Raw genomic sequence first — 19293 nt, forward strand, 5'->3', positions numbered from 1 at the left:
TGCTTTAGGTCACTACCTGTAGACGCTGCAAAATTAAACAAAATCCGCAAAAACTCCAAAAAAATAATCAGTTTTTCATAAAAAAAGCATAAAAAACCTGTTATGTTGGCATACAAAACAAAAAAAGTCTGAGAATCTGTTGACTCTCAGACCTTTAACTTAGTCGGGATTACTGGACTCGAACCAGCGACCTCGCGCCCCCCAGACGTGTGCGCTACCAACTGCGCTAAATCCCGATCCTTAAAGCTTAGCACTGACGTTTTCGTCGAATGCGGGTGCAAAGGTACGGAGTTTTTCCGAGACTACCAAATTTTTCCATATTTTTTTTGCGTTTTTGCAAAAAACTTTAATTATTTCGGTGCCATAGCACGTTTATTGCATTTATTTTGTATCTTTGCATCAATTATGACAACATATCAAATAACTGGACCCAAACGATTACAGACAACCGTCAAGTTGCCCGCATCGAAGAGTATATCAAATCGTGCACTCATCATTCATGCACTGTCGGGAGGCACTATCCTTCCTGAGAATCTGAGCGATTGCGACGACACCGAAGTCATCATACAGGCATTGAAGAATATGCCTGAGGTCATCAACATCAAAGCGGCCGGTACCGCCATGCGTTTTATGACAGCCTTCTTGGCTGCCACCGAACACGGTGAACATGTCTTAACCGGAACAGAACGTATGCAGCACCGCCCCATCAAAGTCCTGGTGGACGCGCTTCGCCGTTTGGGAGCCGACATCAGCTATGAAGGCGAGGAGGGTTTTCCGCCCTTACGCATCAAGGGAAGCACACTGGAAGGTGGAGAACTGGATGTTGCAGGCGACATCAGTTCACAGTATATCTCTGCCCTACTGATGATAGGACCCGTCCTGAAGAAGGGACTGACCCTGCGCCTGAATGGTGAGATCATCTCCAGGCCCTATATAGACCTCACCCTCTGGACCATGCGCGAATTTGGTGCCGATGCCGAATGGATATCCATGGACACCATCAAGGTGGAGCCGAAGCCATACGTCCAGCGTCCCTATTTCATTGAGAGCGACTGGAGTGCTGCCAGCTACTGGTACGAGATGGTAGCCCTGTCAGACGACCCTGAGGCAGAAGTAAGACTGGAAGGTCTGATGGACGGTTCCAAGCAAGGTGACTCCAGCGTACGGTATATTTTCAGTTTGCTGGGAGTAAAGACCATCTTTGCATCAAAGACCCCCGGAAAGCCAACCACCGTCACGCTCACTAAGAGTGGACATCGCGTGCCTCGCCTGGAATACGATTTTGTCAATGTGCCCGACTTGACTCAGACTTTTGTCTGCACTTGTTGTGCTATGAACATACCATTCCACTTCACAGGCCTACAGACATTAGAAATCAAAGAGACCAACCGTATTAAGGCTCTAAAAACAGAACTTGCCAAATTGGGATACTACATAGAAGCCATCAACGGTTGTGAGCTAAAATGGGATGGAAAGAAACCTCAGGGCTCAGACCTCAGGGCTCAGACCACCATCGATACCTACGAGGATCACCGTATGGCTTTGGCATTTGCCCCACTCGGATTCAAGATGCCAATCTGCATCAACAACCCACAAGTTGTCACTAAGTCCTACCCACATTATTGGGACGATTTAAAGAAGGCACAATTCACCATTCAAGAATAAGACAATATGGAGTTTGCGCTGATTTGCATCGGTTCAATAGTATTATTAGGTATTGTTGCCGCATTGGCATCCATATTCACCAAAGGCGGCACCGACGAACCTGTGATTGAGGCTCACGACTGTACCTCGTGCAGCAGTAAGGTATCCGGTGACTGTAAAATTGCCTGTCTGATGGAAGAGAAAAAGAAGCGAGAAGGCAATAAATCAGACATTTAGGAGTTTCTATAATTGATGCGCAGATACTCATACATACTATTAATGGTCGTCGTCAGCCTGCTGATGACGGCTTGTTCTGTGCAGAAAAACACGGCCAAGAGTCGCTTCTGGCAATCATTCACGGCGAAATACAACACTTACTATAATGGCTCGCAAGCCTATATCGACGGCTCCAGGGAGAAAGAGAAGGGCAACAAGGACAACTTCACCGAACAGTTGCCCCTCTTCACCGTTGGCAACAAGAACAGTCGTTCGATAGGAAAAGGTAATTTCGACCGTTCTATAGAGAAGATGGAGAAAACCATCAAGCAACACTCTATCAAGGCAAAACCCGAATGGAACAAGACACGCCGCAAGACCGCAAAGGACAAGGAGTGGCTAGGACGCAGGGAGTACAACCCGTTCCTGTGGAAGGCATGGCTCTTGATGGGTCAGGCCCAATACCAGAAAGGTGAGTTTGAAGAGGCCGCAGCCACCTTCAGTTATATGTCACGCCTCTACCAGACACAACCCATGGAGAATGCCATGGCCCGTGCCTGGCTGGCCCGCTGCTATACGGAGCTCGACTGGATTTACGATGCCGAGGATGTGATCCGCAACATGAGCCGCGACTCCATCCATTACCGGGCACAAAACGATTGGGACAATGTCTATGCCGGCTATTATCTGAAGACTGGCGAATTTGAAAAGGCTATCCCCTATCTGCGCAAGACCATCAGGCACGAGCACCGCAAGACACAGAAAGCCCGTGAGTGGTATATCATGGGCCAGATACAGACGGCTATCGGCAAGCGCGAGGAAGCCTACAAGGCCTATCAGAGGGTGATACGCCAGAATCCGCCCTACGAACTGGAGTTCAATGCCCGTATTGCCCAGACCGAGGTCATGGCAAAGGGCAACTACAAGAAAATGATCAGTCGTCTGAAGCGCATGGCACGCTCAGACAACAACAAAGACTATCTGGACCAGGTTTATTACGCCATTGGCAATATCTACCTGATGCAGAAAGATACCACACAGGCTATCGCTGCCTATGAGAAAGGCAATACGAAAGCCACACGCAGCGGTATAGAGAAAGGTGTGCTGCTGCTTAAACTGGGCGACCTCTACTGGGTGCTCGAGAAATACAATGATGCGCAGCGCTGCTATGGCGAGGCTATCGGACTGCTTGACAAGGAACGTGACGACTATGAGATGCTGTCCAAGCGCTCAAAAATCCTTGACGAGCTGGTACCGTTTACCGATGCCGTCCACCTGCAGGACTCCCTGCAGGAGTTGGCCAACATGCCCGAGAAAGAGCGCTTGGCTGCTATCGACCGTGTCATCGAGGCCCTGAAGAAGAAGGAGAAGGAGGAGCGCGACAAAGCCCTTGAGGCCGAGGTGGAGCGCGTCCAGCAGAAGCAAGGTGCCGTGGGTAACCGCAACCAGGCCACCCGTCCCACCACCCCACAGTCAACTCCCCCCACCAACGGTCAGTGGTATTTCTACAACCAGATGGCCGTGAACCAAGGTAAACAGACGTTCCAGAAACAATGGGGCAAGCGTGAGAATGCCGACGACTGGCAGCGCACGAACAAGACCGTTGTAGGTAATCTGAACATGGAAAGCGCACAGGAAGTTCCCGATAGCCTGGGCAGTTTGGAAAACCCGGAGAACCCGGATGTTGCGGAGAGCCAAGACAGTCTTTCTGCCGAGGCCGACACACTGGCCAACGACCCGCACAACCGCGAGTACTACCTGGCACAGATACCCTTTACCGATGAACAGAAAGCCGAGAGCGACCTGATCATCATGGATGGTCTGTATAATGCCGGCGTTATCTTCAAGGATAAACTGGAGAACTACGGTCTGGCCGAGAAGCAGCTGACCCGCCTGACTTACCAGTATCCCACCTACGAACAGATGGACAAGGCCTGGTATCACCTCTTCCTGCTCTACTCCCGCAAGGGACAGACCGACCTTGCCGACAGTTGTCTGGCACGCATGAAGGAAAACTACCCGGAAAGTGAGTTGACCATCCTGCTCAGCAATCCCTATTTCGAGGAGAACGCCCGATTTGGCGAACATATAGAGGACTCCATCTATGCTGCCACCTATGATGCTTTCAAGGAGGGCAGACATGACGTCATCACGGCCAATGCCAAGCTATCGGCCGAACGTTTCCCCTTGGGCGAGAACCGTCCGAAGTTCATCTTCCTCAACGGACTCAGCCTGCTGAACCAGGGCGATGCTTCCGGTTGCGTGGCAGAACTGAAGACCGTGGTTGAGAAATATCCGAAGAGTGAGGTGTCCGAGATGGCCGGCATGATTATCAAAGGCGTACAGGAAGGTCGCACGCTGACTGGCGGCACCTTCGACATTGACGACTTCTGGTCGCGCCGTGACCTGACCATGGCTCAGGACTCCACCTCTACCGACACCCTTTCAGCCGACCGTAACGTACCGTTCACTTTCCTGCTGGCATTCCAGCCTGATTCCGTCAACGAGAACCAGTTGCTCTACGAGATGGCACGCTTCAACTTCTCCAACTTCCTGGTGCGCAACTTCGACCTGGAGATAGAGCGCCAGCAAGGCTTTGACCGCATGATGATTCGCGGTTTCATGAATTTCGACGAAGCCCAGCAATATGCCCGACAGCTGTATCAGTCGGACACCATGTCGCGCATGTTGCGCCATTGTCGCAGCCTGGTCATCAGCGACCACAACCTGACGCTCATCGGCACCCGATTCAGTTATAAAGACTATGACGAGTTCTACGAGCGCACGTTCATGCCGCTGCAAATCAGCAATGAGGAACTGCTCAATATTCCGCCCGACCTCCAGATTATCAACCCCGAGGATGCTGAACCCGAGGTCAAGGAAGAGGAGGAAGAAACTGACGATACAGATGATTTCGACCTTTGGTAAACACTAAATAACGACAGAAAAGTATGACTAACGGACATCTACTATGGGTTGACGATGAGGCAGAGTTGCTCAAGGCCCACATCATCTTTCTCGAGAACAAAGGCTACGAGGTGACCACCGTATCCAATGGTACGGATGCCATAGACCTCTGTCAGCAGAGTTCCTTCGACCTGGTATTACTCGACGAGCAGATGCCAGGTCTCAGTGGCTTGGAGACCCTGCAGCGCATCAAGCAGATATCGCCGTCTACCCCTGTCGTCATGGTGACCAAGAGTGAAGAGGAGAATATCATGGAACAGGCCATCGGACAGAAGATTGCCGATTATCTCATCAAGCCTGTCAACCCCAACCAGATTCTCCTGGTCCTGAAAAAGAATATCCACCGCCGCGAGATTGAGACGGAAGTGACGCAGAGTCAGTATCAGCAGCAGTTCCAGCAGATTGCCATGCAGATCATGGACTGTCGTACCTGGCAGGACTGGGTTGAAGTCTATAAGCAGCTGGTCCACTGGGAACTGCAGCTCTCAAGCACCGACTCACAGATGACCGATATGCTGGCCATGCAGAAAGAAGAGGCCAACCTGGGATTCACGAAGTATATCAAGAAAAACTATCTGGACTGGATAAAAAAGCTCTCCCCCAGCCCCCTGATGTCACCCGAAGTCTTCAAGACAAAGGTATTCCCGCTGCTCAATAACGGCGAGAAGGTATTCCTGATTGTCCTTGATAACTTCCGCTACGACCAGTGGCGCATGTTGTCGCAGGAGATCGGCGACCAGTTCGATATTGAGGAAGATCTCTATTGCAGCATCCTGCCCACGGCTACGCAGTATGCCCGTAATGCCATCTTCAGTGGACTCATGCCCAACAAGATTGCGGAGATGTTCCCCGACTTATGGGTTGACGAGGACGAGGAGGAGGGCAAGAACCTGAACGAGGGACCGCTTATCCAGACACAGCTGGAGCGTTACCGCCGTCACAACACGTTCTCGTACCACAAGATCAACACCTCCTCCGAGGCCGACCGTTTCATCCAGCAGCTGAAGTCACTGGAACGCAACGACCTCAATGTCGTCGTCTTCAATTTCATCGACATGCTCAGCCATGCACGCACGGAGTCCAGGATGGTACGCGAGCTCGCCAACAGCGAGTCGGCCTATCGCAGCATCACGCTCTCCTGGTTCCGCCACTCCGTCATTGCCGACTTCTTCCGCCAGTTGTCACAGACTGACTATAAGATTATCGTTACCACGGACCATGGCTCTATCCGATGCACCAAACCCGTGAAGATTGTGGGCGACCGCAATACGAATACCAATCTGCGTTACAAACTGGGTAAGAATCTCAGCTACGACTCCAAGGATCTCTTCGTTATCAAGAATCCCAACGAGGCGCTACTGCCACAGCCCAACCTCTCTACCAGTTATGTCTTCGCTACCGGCGACTCGTTCTTCGCCTACCCCAACAACTACAACTATTACGTATCCTATTATAAAGATACCTTCCAGCATGGAGGCATCTCTATGGAAGAGATGATTATCCCGCTGATTACCATGACAGGAAAGAAAAGATAATATACAATATGGAAATAAAGATTCAAAACATAGACACAATCCGCGAGTCAGCTCGTGAGTTTATACAGAACATCGGTGAACATAAAGTGTTTGCCTTCTACGGCAAGATGGGTGCAGGAAAGACCACCTTCGTCAAGGCTATCTGCGAGGAACTGGGTGTTGAGGATGTCATCACCAGTCCCACCTTCGCCATCGTTAACGAGTACGAGGCTCATGATCAAAGCATCTTCCACTTCGACTTCTACCGCATCAAGCGCCTGGAGGAAGTCTATGACATGGGCTATGAGGATTATTTCTACAGTGGTGCCCTCTGTTTCATTGAGTGGCCCGAGCTCATCGAAGACCTTCTTCCCGAAGATGCCGTCAAGGTGACCATCACGGAAAATACCGACGGCACCCGCACCGTTACATTCTAACAGGCCCTCATCACACCTCCCCAGAATATGCAAAGACTACTTGCCCTGCTTTTCGCGGTTTTGCTTTCAGCGGCTCCCATGGCGGCTCGTAGTCCCGTGCTCGGCGATTTGGTCGCTGAGGCATCCATGCAGTCCGACCTCCTTCAGATGCTGGCCGACTTTGCCACCTATATGAAGCACGATTTCCAGGACTGTGCAGCCCCCAACAGCATTGGTGAGGCCTGCGGCTGTTTCAAGGGCGAGCATACCATGGCTAACGACGAGCGCGGCGTGCGTCCTAATGCCGACCTGTCGATGATTTGTGCCTTCCTGAGCAAATACGGCAAGGGGAAGGTGAGTCTCCCCGCCGACGTCACCTGGACAGACATCGAGTCCATGGCCATGAAGAGCCTTGTCTTTGCCTATTCCACCCACAAAGCCAACAAACTGAAGGTCTGCTCCGGTAATAACTACTGGGGCTCCACATCGTCAAGCGATGCCGTATGGGAGAGTTCTCTCTGGGCTATGTCGGTGGCCTATAGCGCCTTCTTTCAGTGGGACAAACTGAGCGACACGCAGAAAGACTATATATACCAGCTGCTGAAGGCTGAGTGCAACTACGAGTTGCACCGCACCATCCCCACAGGCTATGCCGGTGATACCAAGGCCGAGGAAAACGGATGGGAAGCCGATGTGCTGGCAGTCACCCTGGGACTTTTCCCCAACGACCCGCTGGCTCCACAGTGGTTCGAACGCCTGCGCGAGTTCGCTGTCAACAGCTACTCACATCAGGATGATGCCACCGACGCCACCATCATCGACCCTACATACGACACCAAGACCGTGAAGGACCTCTATAAAGGGCAGAACCTCTATGACGACTTCACGCTCCAGAACCATAATTATTTCCACACCTCCTATCAGAATGTGGTCATTCAGGAACTGGGCGAGGCTGCCCTGGCCCTGAAACTCTTCCAACAGGAACTTTACGGTACAGAAAAATGGCATACCAACGCCCTGATGCATCATAATGACAAGGTGATGCAAGAGGTGCTCTATTGGCTGGCACTCAGCGATGGCGAACTGGCCATGCCCAACGGTAACGACTGGAGCCTGTTCCTTTACGACCAGATTACCTCCTACTCTACCAATGCCTGTTTCTTGCGCGATCCGCATGCGCTGATGCTCGAGAACCTGGCGTATAAAATGATCAAGCACCGCCAGCAGACCACTACAGACGGCTCCTGGCTCCTGCGCGCTGACGTCGGTGCCCGTCGCATGGGCGTAGAGGCCCACCGTGTCATGATGACATGGCTGATGCACGAGGTACTCTCCACCGCCAGTCTCACACCCACCCGCTGGGAAGATTTCACCCGCGAATATAGCGCTGCGAAGATTCTGTCTTCGCAGGACATCGTCCGAGCCGCCACCCCCGACCGTTTCACCTGTTTCTCATGGAGCCAGGGTCTGCGCAGCTACACCGGCTATATCAGCCCTCAGACCTCAGACCTCCGCCCTCAGACATCCAACCTCATCGTCCCCTTCCGTGCCAACAACACCGGCAATTTCCTTGGCTGGTACGAGGTTCAGGGCAAGAAGACCAATGCCACGCCCATCGTTCCTGGCATCTATGACCTCCACGGTAACAGTTATGTGATGAATGGGGAAATTGACACTAACGACGGTACCCTCAACAACCGCTTCGCCATCTACTCCACCCCAGGTAATGCGGTCATCTATATAGATAATGTACGCGCAAAGCAGCCCTGCACCATCACAGCCGAGAAAGGCGGGCTCATGGCCATCAGCGTGGACGAGATGACAAAGACCACCCGCACCCTCTATACGACCAAGGGCACACAACGGTTGGATGGTACCCAACTGACACGCATGAGCGGTCCGTGGGTGAATATCGACAATACGTTTGGCATCGTTACCACCGGCAACAAACAGATAGCCTTCGGCGAACGCGCCAACAACAACTCTATCATGACGGCACGTCTCTACACCTCCTACTCCGATGAGCCCCGCACCGTTGGGCAAGACCAGTTGGTTGACCGTCGCGCCATTATCTACTATTCCAATATCGACAGCGCATCAACGGCACAATTATCCGACGCCTGTCAGCAACTCTCCACGCCTGAAGGATGGAGTGGCATCATGGCTGCCGATCCAGATAGTACGCGCTATCTGCTGCTCAGCAATTTCTCCGGACAACGTGCGTGCAGACTGAAAAATGTCAACACCCGCTATGGCGCTCCTGTCTTCACCGCCAAGACAATGATTTCCAAGAGTGGTTCAGCCGTCACATTTACTGCCGACCAGAATCACTCCATTGCCAATACCATGAAGTTCTTTATCAGTGGCGCGGATGTCACCGCCATACAGGATGCCAATGATCCAAGCATCATCTATTTGCATAATAATACCAACGAAAAACAAAAAATCCTGATTACCGCAACAGAAAAAGGTCGCTGTTTTACAAAAGAGGTAAAACTAAACACAAAATCACTCAAAGTTTCCCTAAAAGACGGTAAAATAAGGGTTTTTAAGGGCACATTTTAGTGTGTGAGACATAAAAAAAAACAAATGTAACATAACAAAAAGCGGCGTAAACAAATATCCCGTATATTTGCACCCGAAAGCCAAAGGACCTAAAAACCTACTAGTAAACCAAAGGACCAAAAACCTTACTTGTAAGTCAAAGGACCAAAACCTTACATGTAAACCAATGTAATTATTAACCATATTTTTTAACTTATTATTAACTTACAAACATGAGAACTATTACTAAATCTTTAGTAACGTTCCTGCTGCTATTTGTAGCGGGTTCGATGAGTGCTCAGTCTCTCAAGGTCATCTTGGAACGAGACTACAGTACAACAGATTCTTATCCGTACTATTGGATGGGTGACAAAGATGGCGATGCCGCAAAACAACCATTCTTCTGTAATGGTACAGCTGTCGTTGAAATCACCGATGGTGCTCTTAGGATCGCAAACAATGAAGTTCAGGCCAACAACTATGACCTGCAGCCATTCGTACTTGACTGGTTCAACACCACCGAAGGCGAGGACTATGTGATTCGCGTATGGTTGAAAGCCGAGATGGATGGTTCTGCCAACCTGTCTATCGGCACATGGGGCACAAGTGGCAACGCTACCCTCGAGTTTAAGCAGTCCGACGATTATGTGATGTATTCAGTCAACCACACTGCAGCCGTAACATCTACAGGAAACGACGAACACATCCTTTGGCAGATGGGTAGCACAGTAGGTACCGTTTACATCCAGAAGATTCAGATTCTGCAGATGGGTGAGGACAAACCTGTTCTGTCATCTTGGGGTACTTGGAAGCCATTGATCAACAACAGCGACATGGAAGGTGACGACGTAAGCAGCTTCTTCGCTAAGATTGACCGTGACGGTACAGATCCTGTTCCCAACGCAGTGATTTCAGACGGTGTTGGTGTTGATGGTAGCCGTGGTATTATGGTTGCTGCAACAGCAAAAGTTGAACAAGCTTGGGACAACCAGTTCTGGTTCCGTTTCAATGAGCCTTTGGAGGCAAACACCCAGTATCGTGTTAAGTTCGACTATAAAGCAGACCTCTCTGGCGATGTAGCAACACAGGCTCACGCTGCTCCTGGTGACTATATCCACTATGAATTGCTTGGTAACATCAGCTTTACCGGCGACTGGCAGACCTACGAGAAAAATGATCTCAAGGTGACAAGTAGTCAGGCAAAGAATGGCAATGGTAACAAGTTCCAGTCTGTAGCATTCAACCTGAACGATATCGCAGATGCTAACAATTACTATTTCGACAACATTTACGTTGATGCTTACGAGCCTCAGATTGATGTTCAGTATGGTGAAAATGGTAGTATCAAGATTCTCTTCCCCTATTATGTGAACACATGCCGTCTGATGGTTCAGCACGCTGGTGGTAAGCGCCGTCTGATTCTCCCCAACGAGATGTTCAAGGTGACTGTTAATGGTAAGGAGGCTGAGTTCGAGTCTATTGAAATTGATGTCACTGGTGCTATCCTTGTCTTCATCAGCGAAGACTGGGCTGCAGACAACGGCTGCGAATATCTGAGTGAGGACGATGAGATTGTCGTAACCTTCAACAACCTTGAGGGCGACTATAACATCTTCAATATTGACACCAACGAGAAAGTTGAAGCCTTCACACAGAACGGCCGCTTCAACGAAGAACTGGACGAACTGCCCTTCACCTATGGTGCACCTGAGATGATGACCAGCGATCCTGAGGAAGGTTCATTCAACCTGCCCAGCACTATCAGCGAGTTCAAGCTCACATTCGATAAGAAGGTTATCGTCAACAAGATTGAGGCTAAACTGGACAATGAGACCCTGAAAGCCGAGGCTGAAGAGGAATTCTCAACAGCCATCACGCTGAAGCGTACCTCAGACAAAGCTCTGGCCGATGGCGAGCACAAGATTACGGTTACCCAAATCTTCGCAGAACAGAACTTGGGCAGTAACGACTACTCTTCTTGCGAAGTAAACTTCTCTACTGGCATAAAGGTATCACAAGATCTGTTGGATGCTATCGCAGCTGCTAAGACCGTATTAGATAATACTAACGATGCTCGTTACGCTGGCACAGCTTACACCAATTTGGATGCAGCTATCACTAAGTACACCACCGAGGCACCTTCTTACACAGCTCCAAGCGTTATCGATGCTGCTATGCTTGACCTGAGCAACCTGTCAAAGGCTCTGAACGCTCACAAGACACTCGTTGACGAATACGATGCTGCTAACCAGAAAGTTCAAGACCTTGCATTGGAACTGGCCGAGAGCAAGTTCAACGGCACCGATCTGTATAAGCAGTTGAAAGAACTTGCAGCAAAATTTGCTGGTAAGGAACTGACCGACGATGAAGAACTGACCGCAGCAAATGGCGAACTGAAGCCAATGGCTGACCTTTGCGCTAACATGTTCACTGAAGGTGAATCTAAGAACGGTGATGCCGGATTCAAGGTACTGACAGACCGTATCCGTCGTGGTGTTGAAGCGCTGAAGAACTTCGGATATGATGACGAAGATCCTCTGATTGTAGCAGCTAACAACCTGATCTCTGACGACGACAATATTGCAGACCAGATTAAGGTTGCTTTGACAAAGAAGATTTACGAAGGCATGAAGGATCCTGAGGCCTTCTTCCCCACTATTGACATTGACGAAGAAACAGGAAAAGAGATTAAGCAGTCTTACGACCTGAGTGTATTCGTTAAGAATCCTAACATGTACGCAATGCTTCCAAGCAAGGGCTTCTCTGAAGAGAACATGCCTGGTTGGTCAGTAGTTAAGGGCAATCCTGGATTCTGGGGTACTGGTGGCGACGGTTGGGGTAACCCACGTAACATCGAAGGTCTGCCTGAGGATATCGCAGTAACCGTTTACCACTCTGAGGCACAGGTTGAACAGACCATTACAGACCTTCCCGTAGGTATCTACAACGTAACTCTGTATGGTACTGACTGGGGTAACCAGAAGGGTGACTATGACGACGAGACTGGCGAATGGTCTGGTAAGGACGCATTAGGTTTCGTATATGCTAAGACATCTGAGACACTGGAGCCCGCAGAAGGTGAGACTGCTGATCGCGAACTCAACTTTGCCGCTACCGCTACCATCGAGGCTGCCAAGCATCATGGTCTGAGCGAGTACAGCATGGATCTGGCTCATACACTGGAAGAGATCACCGTAACAGACGGTAAGCTGACTCTCGGATTCTACTATGGCAACGACTCACAGTACTTCTTCGGTGATGTGAAGCTGGATTTGGTAGGTGCAGTATCAGGATTTGACTACAGAAGAGCCGTTGATACAATCGAGACCAATATCAACGAACCCGCAACTGCAAAGGTTCGCGCTCTGCAGCTCTACGATCTGAACGGACGTCGTATCGTGACAGCCCAGAAGGGTATCCAGATTGTGAAGAAGATGATGAGCGACGGTACTGTCAAGACTCAGAAGGTTATCAAATAACCTACCCTACTCATAAACATTCGCCCCCAGGAGCATCCGCTCTTGGGGGCGTTTTTAATTTCAGTGGAATTTCAGGGGCTAGGAGCGCGTTTCTCTGTATAGAGGCATAAGATATCACAAAGAGCAGAGGAAAGCCTTATAGGGGCTTAAAAATACCACAAAAGATCACGCAAGCCTAAAACAGGATAAACTAGGAAAGACAAGTTAGAACTAGAAAGACTAGTTAGAACTAGTTAGAACTAGTTAGAACTAGTAAAACTAGTAATAACTAGAATCTACTAGTTACCCCTCAGTTTCTACCAGGCATAAAAAAAGATCCGCATCGTGTGATGCGGACCTTCATATCAGAGATATTGTTTCTATTGATCGAAACCTTATTCAGCCTTCGGAGCCTCTTCGGCTGCGGGTGCCTCGGCAGCAGCTTCTTCAGCCTTAGGAGCCTCCTGAGCAGGAGCCTCGGCCTTAGTAGCCTTACGAGAACGACGAGTAGCCTTCTTCTTGGTCTCAGTCTTTGCCATTTCGGGATCGAAGTCTACGAGCTCGATAAAGCAGATCTGAGCAGCGTCACCCTGACGGGTACCCAGCTTGATGATACGGGTATATCCACCGGGACGGTCGCCAACCTTCTCACTTACAGTAGAGAAGAGTTCCTTGATAGCTTCCTTGTTCTGAAGGTAGCTGAATACTACACGACGTGAGTTAGTTGAGTCCTCCTTAGCCTTAGTGATCAGGGGCTCAACATACTTCTTGAGGGCCTTTGCCTTGGCCACGGTCGTAGTGATTCTTTTGTGCATGATCAGCGAGATGGCCATGTTGGCAAGCATGGAAGCGCGATGCGATGCAGTACGACCGAGATGGTTGAATTTCTTATTATGTCTCATTTTTCTTTTTACTTTTTTTTATTGGGCAATCTTCATATCATCAAAACGATATTACTCTTTGTCCAGTTTATACTTTGAAATATCGGTTCCAAACGACAGATTCAGACTCTCGAGCAAATCATCAAGCTCAGTGAGCGATTTCTTACCAAAGTTACGGAACTTCAGGAGGTCAGTCTTATTGTACTGTACGAGATCACCAAGTGTCTCTACATCGGCAGCCTTCAGACAGTTCAGGGCACGAACAGAGAGGTTCATGTCAACGAGCTTGGTCTTGAGCAACTGACGCATGTGCAGTACCTCCTCATCAAACTCCTGGTTGCCCTCGACATCGTTGGTCTCGAGGGTAATCTTCTCATCAGAGAAGAGCATGAAGTGATAGATAAGGATCTTAGCAGCCTCTTTCAGGGCGTCCTTTGGGTGAATGGAACCATCCGTTGTGACTTCCAGCACGAGCTTATCGTAGTCGGTCTTCTGCTCAACGCGGAAAGGCTCTACTGCGAATTTCACGTTACGGATAGGAGTGTAGATAGAATCGATGGGAATGACATTCACGTCAGTGCAGAACTCACGGTTCTCATCTGAAGGAACGTATCCACGACCTTTGTTAATGGTCAGATCTATCTGCATTGAAGCCTTAGAGTCGAGATGACAAATCACCAAATCGGGATTTAACACTTCAAATCCAGTCAGATACTTGCCGATATCACCGGCCTTGAACTCGGTTGAATTCTCGACGGTGATGCTGACTTTCTCGTTCTCGAATTCTTCAACTATTTGCTTGAATCGAACTTGCTTCAGATTCAAGATAATGTTGGTAACATCTTCCTTTACACCAGGAACGGATGAGAACTCATGCTCTACACCAGCAATACGGATGGTGTTGATGGCATAGCCCTCAAGCGATGAAAGGAGTATGCGGCGCAGGGCGTTACCGATGGTTACACCGAAGCCCGGCTCCAACGGACGGAATTCGAACTTGCCGAATCGCTCGTTGGCTTCCAACATTACCACTTTATCGGGTTTTTGAAATGCTAATATCGCCATTAATTCAATGATTTTGATTAGTTCTTAGAGTACAACTCAACGATTAACTGCTCCTTAATGCTCTCGGGGATGTCGGCACGGTCAGGACGGTGCAAGAACTTACCGGCCTTCTGATTCTCGTCCCACTCGATCCAGGGATATTTGCTGTGATTGAAACCAGCCAGAGCGTCACCGATAACTTCGAGAGACTTAGACTTCTCACGAACACCGATCACCTGACCAGCCTTCACAGAGTACGAAGGAATGTTAACTACCTTACCATCAACAACGATGTGACGGTGACCTACCAGCTGACGGGCAGCGGCACGGGTAGGAGCAAGTCCCAGACGGAACACAACATTGTCGAGACGGCACTCCAGCAACTGCAGCAGCACCTCACCGGTGATACCGTCAGCCTTTGCAGCTTTCTCAAACAAGATGCGGAACTGGCGCTCAAGCACTCCATAAGTGTACTTGGCTTTCTGCTTCTCTGCCAGCATGACAGCATACTCCGACTGCTTGCGGCGGCGGTTATTGCCATGCTGTCCAGGAGGGAAGTTTCTCCTAGACAAAACTTTGTCAGCGCCGAAGATGGGTTCACCAAAACGGCGTGCAATTTTAGATTTCGGTCCAATATACTTTGCCATATACTATAAAAATGTTTCGTTATTACGTTATATCGTTATTACGTTATATCGTCCTATTATTATACGCGACGACGCTTTGGAGGACGACAGCCGTTGTGTGGCAGTGGAGTTACGTCAACAATCTCGATAACCTCGATGCCAGCACCGTGTACGGCACGGATAGCTGACTCACGGCCATTACCGGGACCTTTAACATAAGCCTTTACCTTGCGCAGACCCAGGTCGAAAGCAACCTTAGCGCAATCCTCTGCAGCCATCTGAGCAGCATAAGGAGTGTTCTTCTTAGAACCACGGAAGCCCATCTTACCAGCTGATGACCAAGAGATGATCTGACCCTCGTCATTAGCCAACGAAACGATAATATTATTGAAAGAGCTGTGAACGTGCAACTGACCGATGGCCGTTACCTTCACGTTTCTTTTCTTTGAAGTGACTGTTTTCTTTGCCATAATTCTTTTAATCTCTAATTTTTAATGTTTAACAGAATTACTTCGTAGCCTTCTTCTTGTTAGCAACAGTCTTCTTCTTACCCTTACGAGTACGAGCATTGTTCTTGGTGCTCTGACCGCGAACAGGAAGACCATTACGATGACGGACTCCACGATAGCAACCAATATCCATCAGTCGCTTGATATTCAACTGGATCTCACTGCGGAGATCACCTTCTACTTTGAATTCAGCGCCGATAATTTCACGGATTTTAGCTGCCTGGTCGTCGTTCCACTCGCTAACCTTCAGGTCGCGGCTGACGCCTGCCTTATCCAATATCTTTGCTGAACTACTTCGACCGATACCATAGATATAGGTCAATGCGATTTCGCCACGCTTGTTCTGGGGCAAATCTACTCCAACAATTCTTATTGCCATTTGTTAATATAAAAGATAATTAATAATGTGTAAAATTCGAATTTCTACTAAAAAGCGCACAAAGGTACGAAGATTTTCGCAAACCTCCGCACTTTGCTATGCTATTTTAGTTTTTTTTAACCCTGACGCATCTTGTACTTAGGGTTCTTCTTGTTGATAACGAACAGGCGACCCTTACGACGTACGATTTTGCAATCGGGGGTGCGCTTCTTCAACGATGCTCTTGTTTTCATATCTCTTAATAAATTTATTTGTATCGAAAAACAATTCTTCCTTTTGTCAAATCGTAGGGACTCATCTCTACCTTGACCTTGTCGCCAGGGAGGATACGGATGTAGTGCATACGCATCTTACCTGAAATATGTGCAATGATCTGCACACCATTCTCTAGTTCTACGCGGAACATTGCATTCGAGAGCGACTCGATAATTGTTCCATCCTGCTCAATAGCGGATTGTTTTGCCATGCTTTGCTATTAGTAAATTATACCTTCTAATGATTCAACTTCTTCAAATGATGATAAAATCTCGGCCTTGCCTTTGCGGACGCAAATCGTATGTTCGAAATGAGCAGCCGGTTTGCCGTCACGTGTACAAATGCTCCAGCGATCTTGTTTCAGATAGATGTCGCGCTTGCCCATCGTAATCATCGGTTCGATAGCGATACACATGTTAGCCTTCAACATCACACCATTACCACGTCTTCCATAGTTAGGCACTTGCGGGTCTTCATGCATCTCCCTGCCGATACCGTGTCCTGTCAGTTCACGCACCACTCCGTAGCCTTCGGCCTCACAGTAGTCCTGAACGGCGCTGCCGATATCACCTATATGCTTTCCTGCCACTGCATTCTCAATGCCCTTGTAGAGCGACTCCTTGGTCACCCGGAGCAGTTTCTTGACCTCGTCTGACACCTCGCCCACGCAGAACGTATAGCAAGAGTCGCCATTGAAGCCATTCAGGAGTGTGCCACAGTCGATTGAGATAATATCTCCGTCCTTCAGCACTGTCTCCTCATCGGGGACGCCATGAACCACGACATCATTCACCGATGTGCAGATACTGGCAGGAAACGGCCCTCCATATGGATTGGGGAAACCCTTGAAAGTCGGGATAGCACCATGGTCGCGAATAAACTCATCGGCCACACGATCCAACTGGAGGGTCGTTACACCAGGTTTTATATGTTTTGCCAATTCGCCAAGGGTTTTTCCAACCAGCTGGTTGGCCTGGCGCATCAGCTCAATTTCATCTTCAGTCTTCAGAAATATCTTCATTCGCTTAGTAAGCTGCTACACCACCGCGGCCGTGGATACGACCAGAATTAAGCAGACCATCATAATGGCGCATCAGGAGGTGACTCTCAATCTGCTGGAGGGTATCGAGTACCACACCAACGAGAATCAACAAAGATGTACCACCGAAGAACTGAGCAAACTCCTGTTTAACATCCAACAGTCCGGCAAAAGCAGGCATGATAGCGATGAATGCGATGAACAGTGAGCCAGGCAGTGTAATGCGCGACATCACCGTGTCAATGTAGTCAGCGGTATCCTTACCGGGCTTCACGCCAGGAATGAAACCATTGTTACGCTTCATATCCTCTGCCATCTGAGTAGGATTCAGAGTGATGGCAGTATAGAAGTAAGTGAATGCGATGATCAGGACAGCGAAGATCACATTATAGAGCCAGCTCTGGTGATCCATGAGCGAGCGAGTGAACCAGCTTGCCTCCTGAGGATTAGCATACTGTACAATGGCTAAGGGGATGAACATGAGTGCCTGTGCGAAGATGATAGGCATCACGTTAGCAGCAAAGAGCTTGAGGGGGATGTACTGACGTGCACCACCATACTGCTTATTGCCAACGACACGCTTTGCATACTGCACGGGGATCTTGCGAACACCCTGCACCAAAACAATAGCGGCGCAAACAACGGCGTAGAGGATGATAATCTCAATGAGGAACATCACCAGACCACCACCTGTAGCGGCAGCGAAACGTGAGCCAGCCTCCTGGAAGAAAGCGTTCGGCAGACGGGCGATGATACCGATCATAATGATCAGAGATACACCATTACCAATACCCTTATCTGTTATGCGCTCACCCAGCCACAGGATAAACATACTACCTGCAGCAAGGATGATGGTAGCGGGAACCATGAAAACAGGCCAGTCGATGCCCGAAGCAAGGGCAGGACCAACCTGGAACTTCAGGTTAAAGAGGTAGCTCGGTGCCTGGAACAGCAGGATTGCTACTGTCAGGTACCGAGTATAAGCTGAAATCTTTTTACGGCCGCTCTCACCCTCGCGCTGCATCTTCTGGAAATAAGGTACAGCGACAGCGAGAAGCTGCATAACGATAGAAGCCGAGATGTAAGGCATAATACCCAACGCGAAGATTGACGCGTGAGAAAATGCGCCACCCGAGAACATATCCAGCAGTGACATCAGACCTGTTGCAGTCTGGTTCTGTAATTCATCCAGTCCATTGTAATCAATACCTGGAAGCACAATCTTTGTACCGAAACGGTAGATTGCGACAAACAATACTGTGATAAGGATGCGCTGACGCAGATCCTCGATCTTCCAGATGTTCTTTAGGGTGTCTATTAACTTCTTCATTTTCGTTTTTAGATTATTGTTGCGTTTCCACCTACTGCTTTGATTGCTTCCTCAGCGGTCTTTGAGAAGGCATTAGCCTCCACGTCAACCTTAGCCTTGAGCTCGCCGTTACCAAGAACCTTAACCAGTTCCTTGCCGTTGGTCAGGCCAGCAGCCACCAACTCAGCAACACCGATCTTAGTGAGGTTCTTCTCCTCTGCCAGTTTCTGGAGAGTAGAGAGGTTAACAGCAAAGTACTCCTTGTGGTTGATGTTCTTGAAACCAGACTTCGGAACACGACGCTGCAAAGGCATCTGACCACCTTCAAAACCAATCTTTCTCTTATAACCAGAGCGAGCCTTGGCACCCTTGTGACCACGGGTAGAAGTACCGCCCAGACCTGAACCAGGTCCGCGACCGATTCTGCGACGTGCGTGGGTAGAGCCCTCTGCAGGTTTCAAATTATTCAGTTTCATAATCGAATTCTGTTTT

General features: G+C 49.2%; 17 protein-coding genes and 1 tRNA gene. 7 read left to right on the forward strand and 11 right to left on the reverse strand.

Going from position 1 to position 19293, the window contains the following annotated elements; genetic code table 11:
- Positions 1-163: 163 nt before the first annotated feature.
- Positions 164-236, reverse strand: a tRNA-Pro gene (locus L6468_RS12400).
- A gap of 169 nt (positions 237-405) precedes the next feature.
- Between L6468_RS12400 and L6468_RS12405 the strand changes: the two genes are divergently transcribed.
- From L6468_RS12405 to L6468_RS12435, 7 genes are all read left to right on the forward strand, one after another.
- Complete coding sequence (locus tag L6468_RS12405) at positions 406-1665, forward strand: 3-phosphoshikimate 1-carboxyvinyltransferase (protein WP_237793472.1); 1260 nt, start codon at positions 406-408, stop codon at positions 1663-1665.
- Between the two features lie 6 nt (positions 1666-1671).
- Entirely contained in the window at positions 1672-1881 is a 210-nt protein-coding gene (locus tag L6468_RS12410; protein ID WP_237793473.1) for a hypothetical protein, read from the forward strand.
- A 15-nt stretch (positions 1882-1896) separates the two neighbouring features.
- Positions 1897-4788 (forward strand): type IX secretion system periplasmic lipoprotein PorW/SprE, encoded by a 2892-nt coding sequence (gene porW, locus L6468_RS12415; RefSeq protein ID WP_237793474.1) that lies wholly within the window; start codon positions 1897-1899, stop codon positions 4786-4788.
- A gap of 23 nt (positions 4789-4811) precedes the next feature.
- On the forward strand, positions 4812-6362 hold the full coding sequence (porX, locus tag L6468_RS12420) for a T9SS response regulator signal transducer PorX (protein ID WP_091818954.1): 1551 nt from the start codon (positions 4812-4814) through the stop codon (positions 6360-6362).
- 8 nt (positions 6363-6370) lie between these two features.
- Entirely contained in the window at positions 6371-6778 is a 408-nt protein-coding gene (tsaE, locus tag L6468_RS12425) for a tRNA (adenosine(37)-N6)-threonylcarbamoyltransferase complex ATPase subunit type 1 TsaE (RefSeq protein ID WP_237793475.1), read from the forward strand.
- 27 nt (positions 6779-6805) lie between these two features.
- The gene (locus L6468_RS12430) at positions 6806-9322 is read left to right on the forward strand and encodes a hypothetical protein (RefSeq protein ID WP_237793476.1); all 2517 of its coding nucleotides are present in this window, start codon (positions 6806-6808) and stop codon (positions 9320-9322) included.
- A 212-nt stretch (positions 9323-9534) separates the two neighbouring features.
- Positions 9535-12780 (forward strand): hypothetical protein, encoded by a 3246-nt coding sequence (locus tag L6468_RS12435; protein WP_237793477.1) that lies wholly within the window; start codon positions 9535-9537, stop codon positions 12778-12780.
- Positions 12781-13154: 374 nt separating this feature from the next.
- Here L6468_RS12435 and rplQ read toward each other — a convergent pair whose 3' ends face one another.
- From rplQ to rplO, 10 genes are all read right to left on the reverse strand, one after another.
- Positions 13155-13661 (reverse strand): 50S ribosomal protein L17, encoded by a 507-nt coding sequence (gene rplQ / locus L6468_RS12440; protein WP_091818950.1) that lies wholly within the window; start codon positions 13659-13661, stop codon positions 13155-13157.
- Positions 13662-13712: 51 nt separating this feature from the next.
- Entirely contained in the window at positions 13713-14705 is a 993-nt protein-coding gene (locus tag L6468_RS12445) for a DNA-directed RNA polymerase subunit alpha (protein WP_091818949.1), read from the reverse strand.
- 17 nt (positions 14706-14722) lie between these two features.
- The gene (gene rpsD / locus L6468_RS12450; RefSeq protein ID WP_091818948.1) at positions 14723-15331 is read right to left on the reverse strand and encodes a 30S ribosomal protein S4; all 609 of its coding nucleotides are present in this window, start codon (positions 15329-15331) and stop codon (positions 14723-14725) included.
- A gap of 59 nt (positions 15332-15390) precedes the next feature.
- Positions 15391-15780, reverse strand: a complete 390-nt coding sequence (gene rpsK / locus L6468_RS12455) for a 30S ribosomal protein S11 (protein ID WP_091818947.1) — start codon at positions 15778-15780, stop codon at positions 15391-15393.
- A 37-nt stretch (positions 15781-15817) separates the two neighbouring features.
- Entirely contained in the window at positions 15818-16198 is a 381-nt protein-coding gene (gene rpsM, locus L6468_RS12460; protein ID WP_027448994.1) for a 30S ribosomal protein S13, read from the reverse strand.
- Positions 16199-16314: 116 nt separating this feature from the next.
- On the reverse strand, positions 16315-16431 hold the full coding sequence (rpmJ, locus tag L6468_RS12465; protein WP_009160995.1) for a 50S ribosomal protein L36: 117 nt from the start codon (positions 16429-16431) through the stop codon (positions 16315-16317).
- Positions 16432-16445: 14 nt separating this feature from the next.
- Positions 16446-16664 carry a translation initiation factor IF-1 gene (gene infA / locus L6468_RS12470; RefSeq protein WP_091818946.1) on the reverse strand — a complete coding sequence of 73 codons (219 nt, stop codon included), beginning with the start codon at positions 16662-16664 and terminating at the stop codon, positions 16446-16448.
- A 9-nt stretch (positions 16665-16673) separates the two neighbouring features.
- Positions 16674-17474 carry a type I methionyl aminopeptidase gene (map, locus tag L6468_RS12475; protein ID WP_237793478.1) on the reverse strand — a complete coding sequence of 267 codons (801 nt, stop codon included), beginning with the start codon at positions 17472-17474 and terminating at the stop codon, positions 16674-16676.
- Between the two features lie 4 nt (positions 17475-17478).
- Entirely contained in the window at positions 17479-18822 is a 1344-nt protein-coding gene (gene secY, locus L6468_RS12480) for a preprotein translocase subunit SecY (RefSeq protein ID WP_091818944.1), read from the reverse strand.
- 8 nt (positions 18823-18830) lie between these two features.
- Positions 18831-19277 carry a 50S ribosomal protein L15 gene (rplO, locus tag L6468_RS12485; RefSeq protein ID WP_091818943.1) on the reverse strand — a complete coding sequence of 149 codons (447 nt, stop codon included), beginning with the start codon at positions 19275-19277 and terminating at the stop codon, positions 18831-18833.
- Positions 19278-19293 lie beyond the last annotated feature (16 nt).

The organism is Prevotella communis (assembly GCF_022024115.1).
Lineage (GTDB): Bacteria > Bacteroidota > Bacteroidia > Bacteroidales > Bacteroidaceae > Prevotella > Prevotella communis.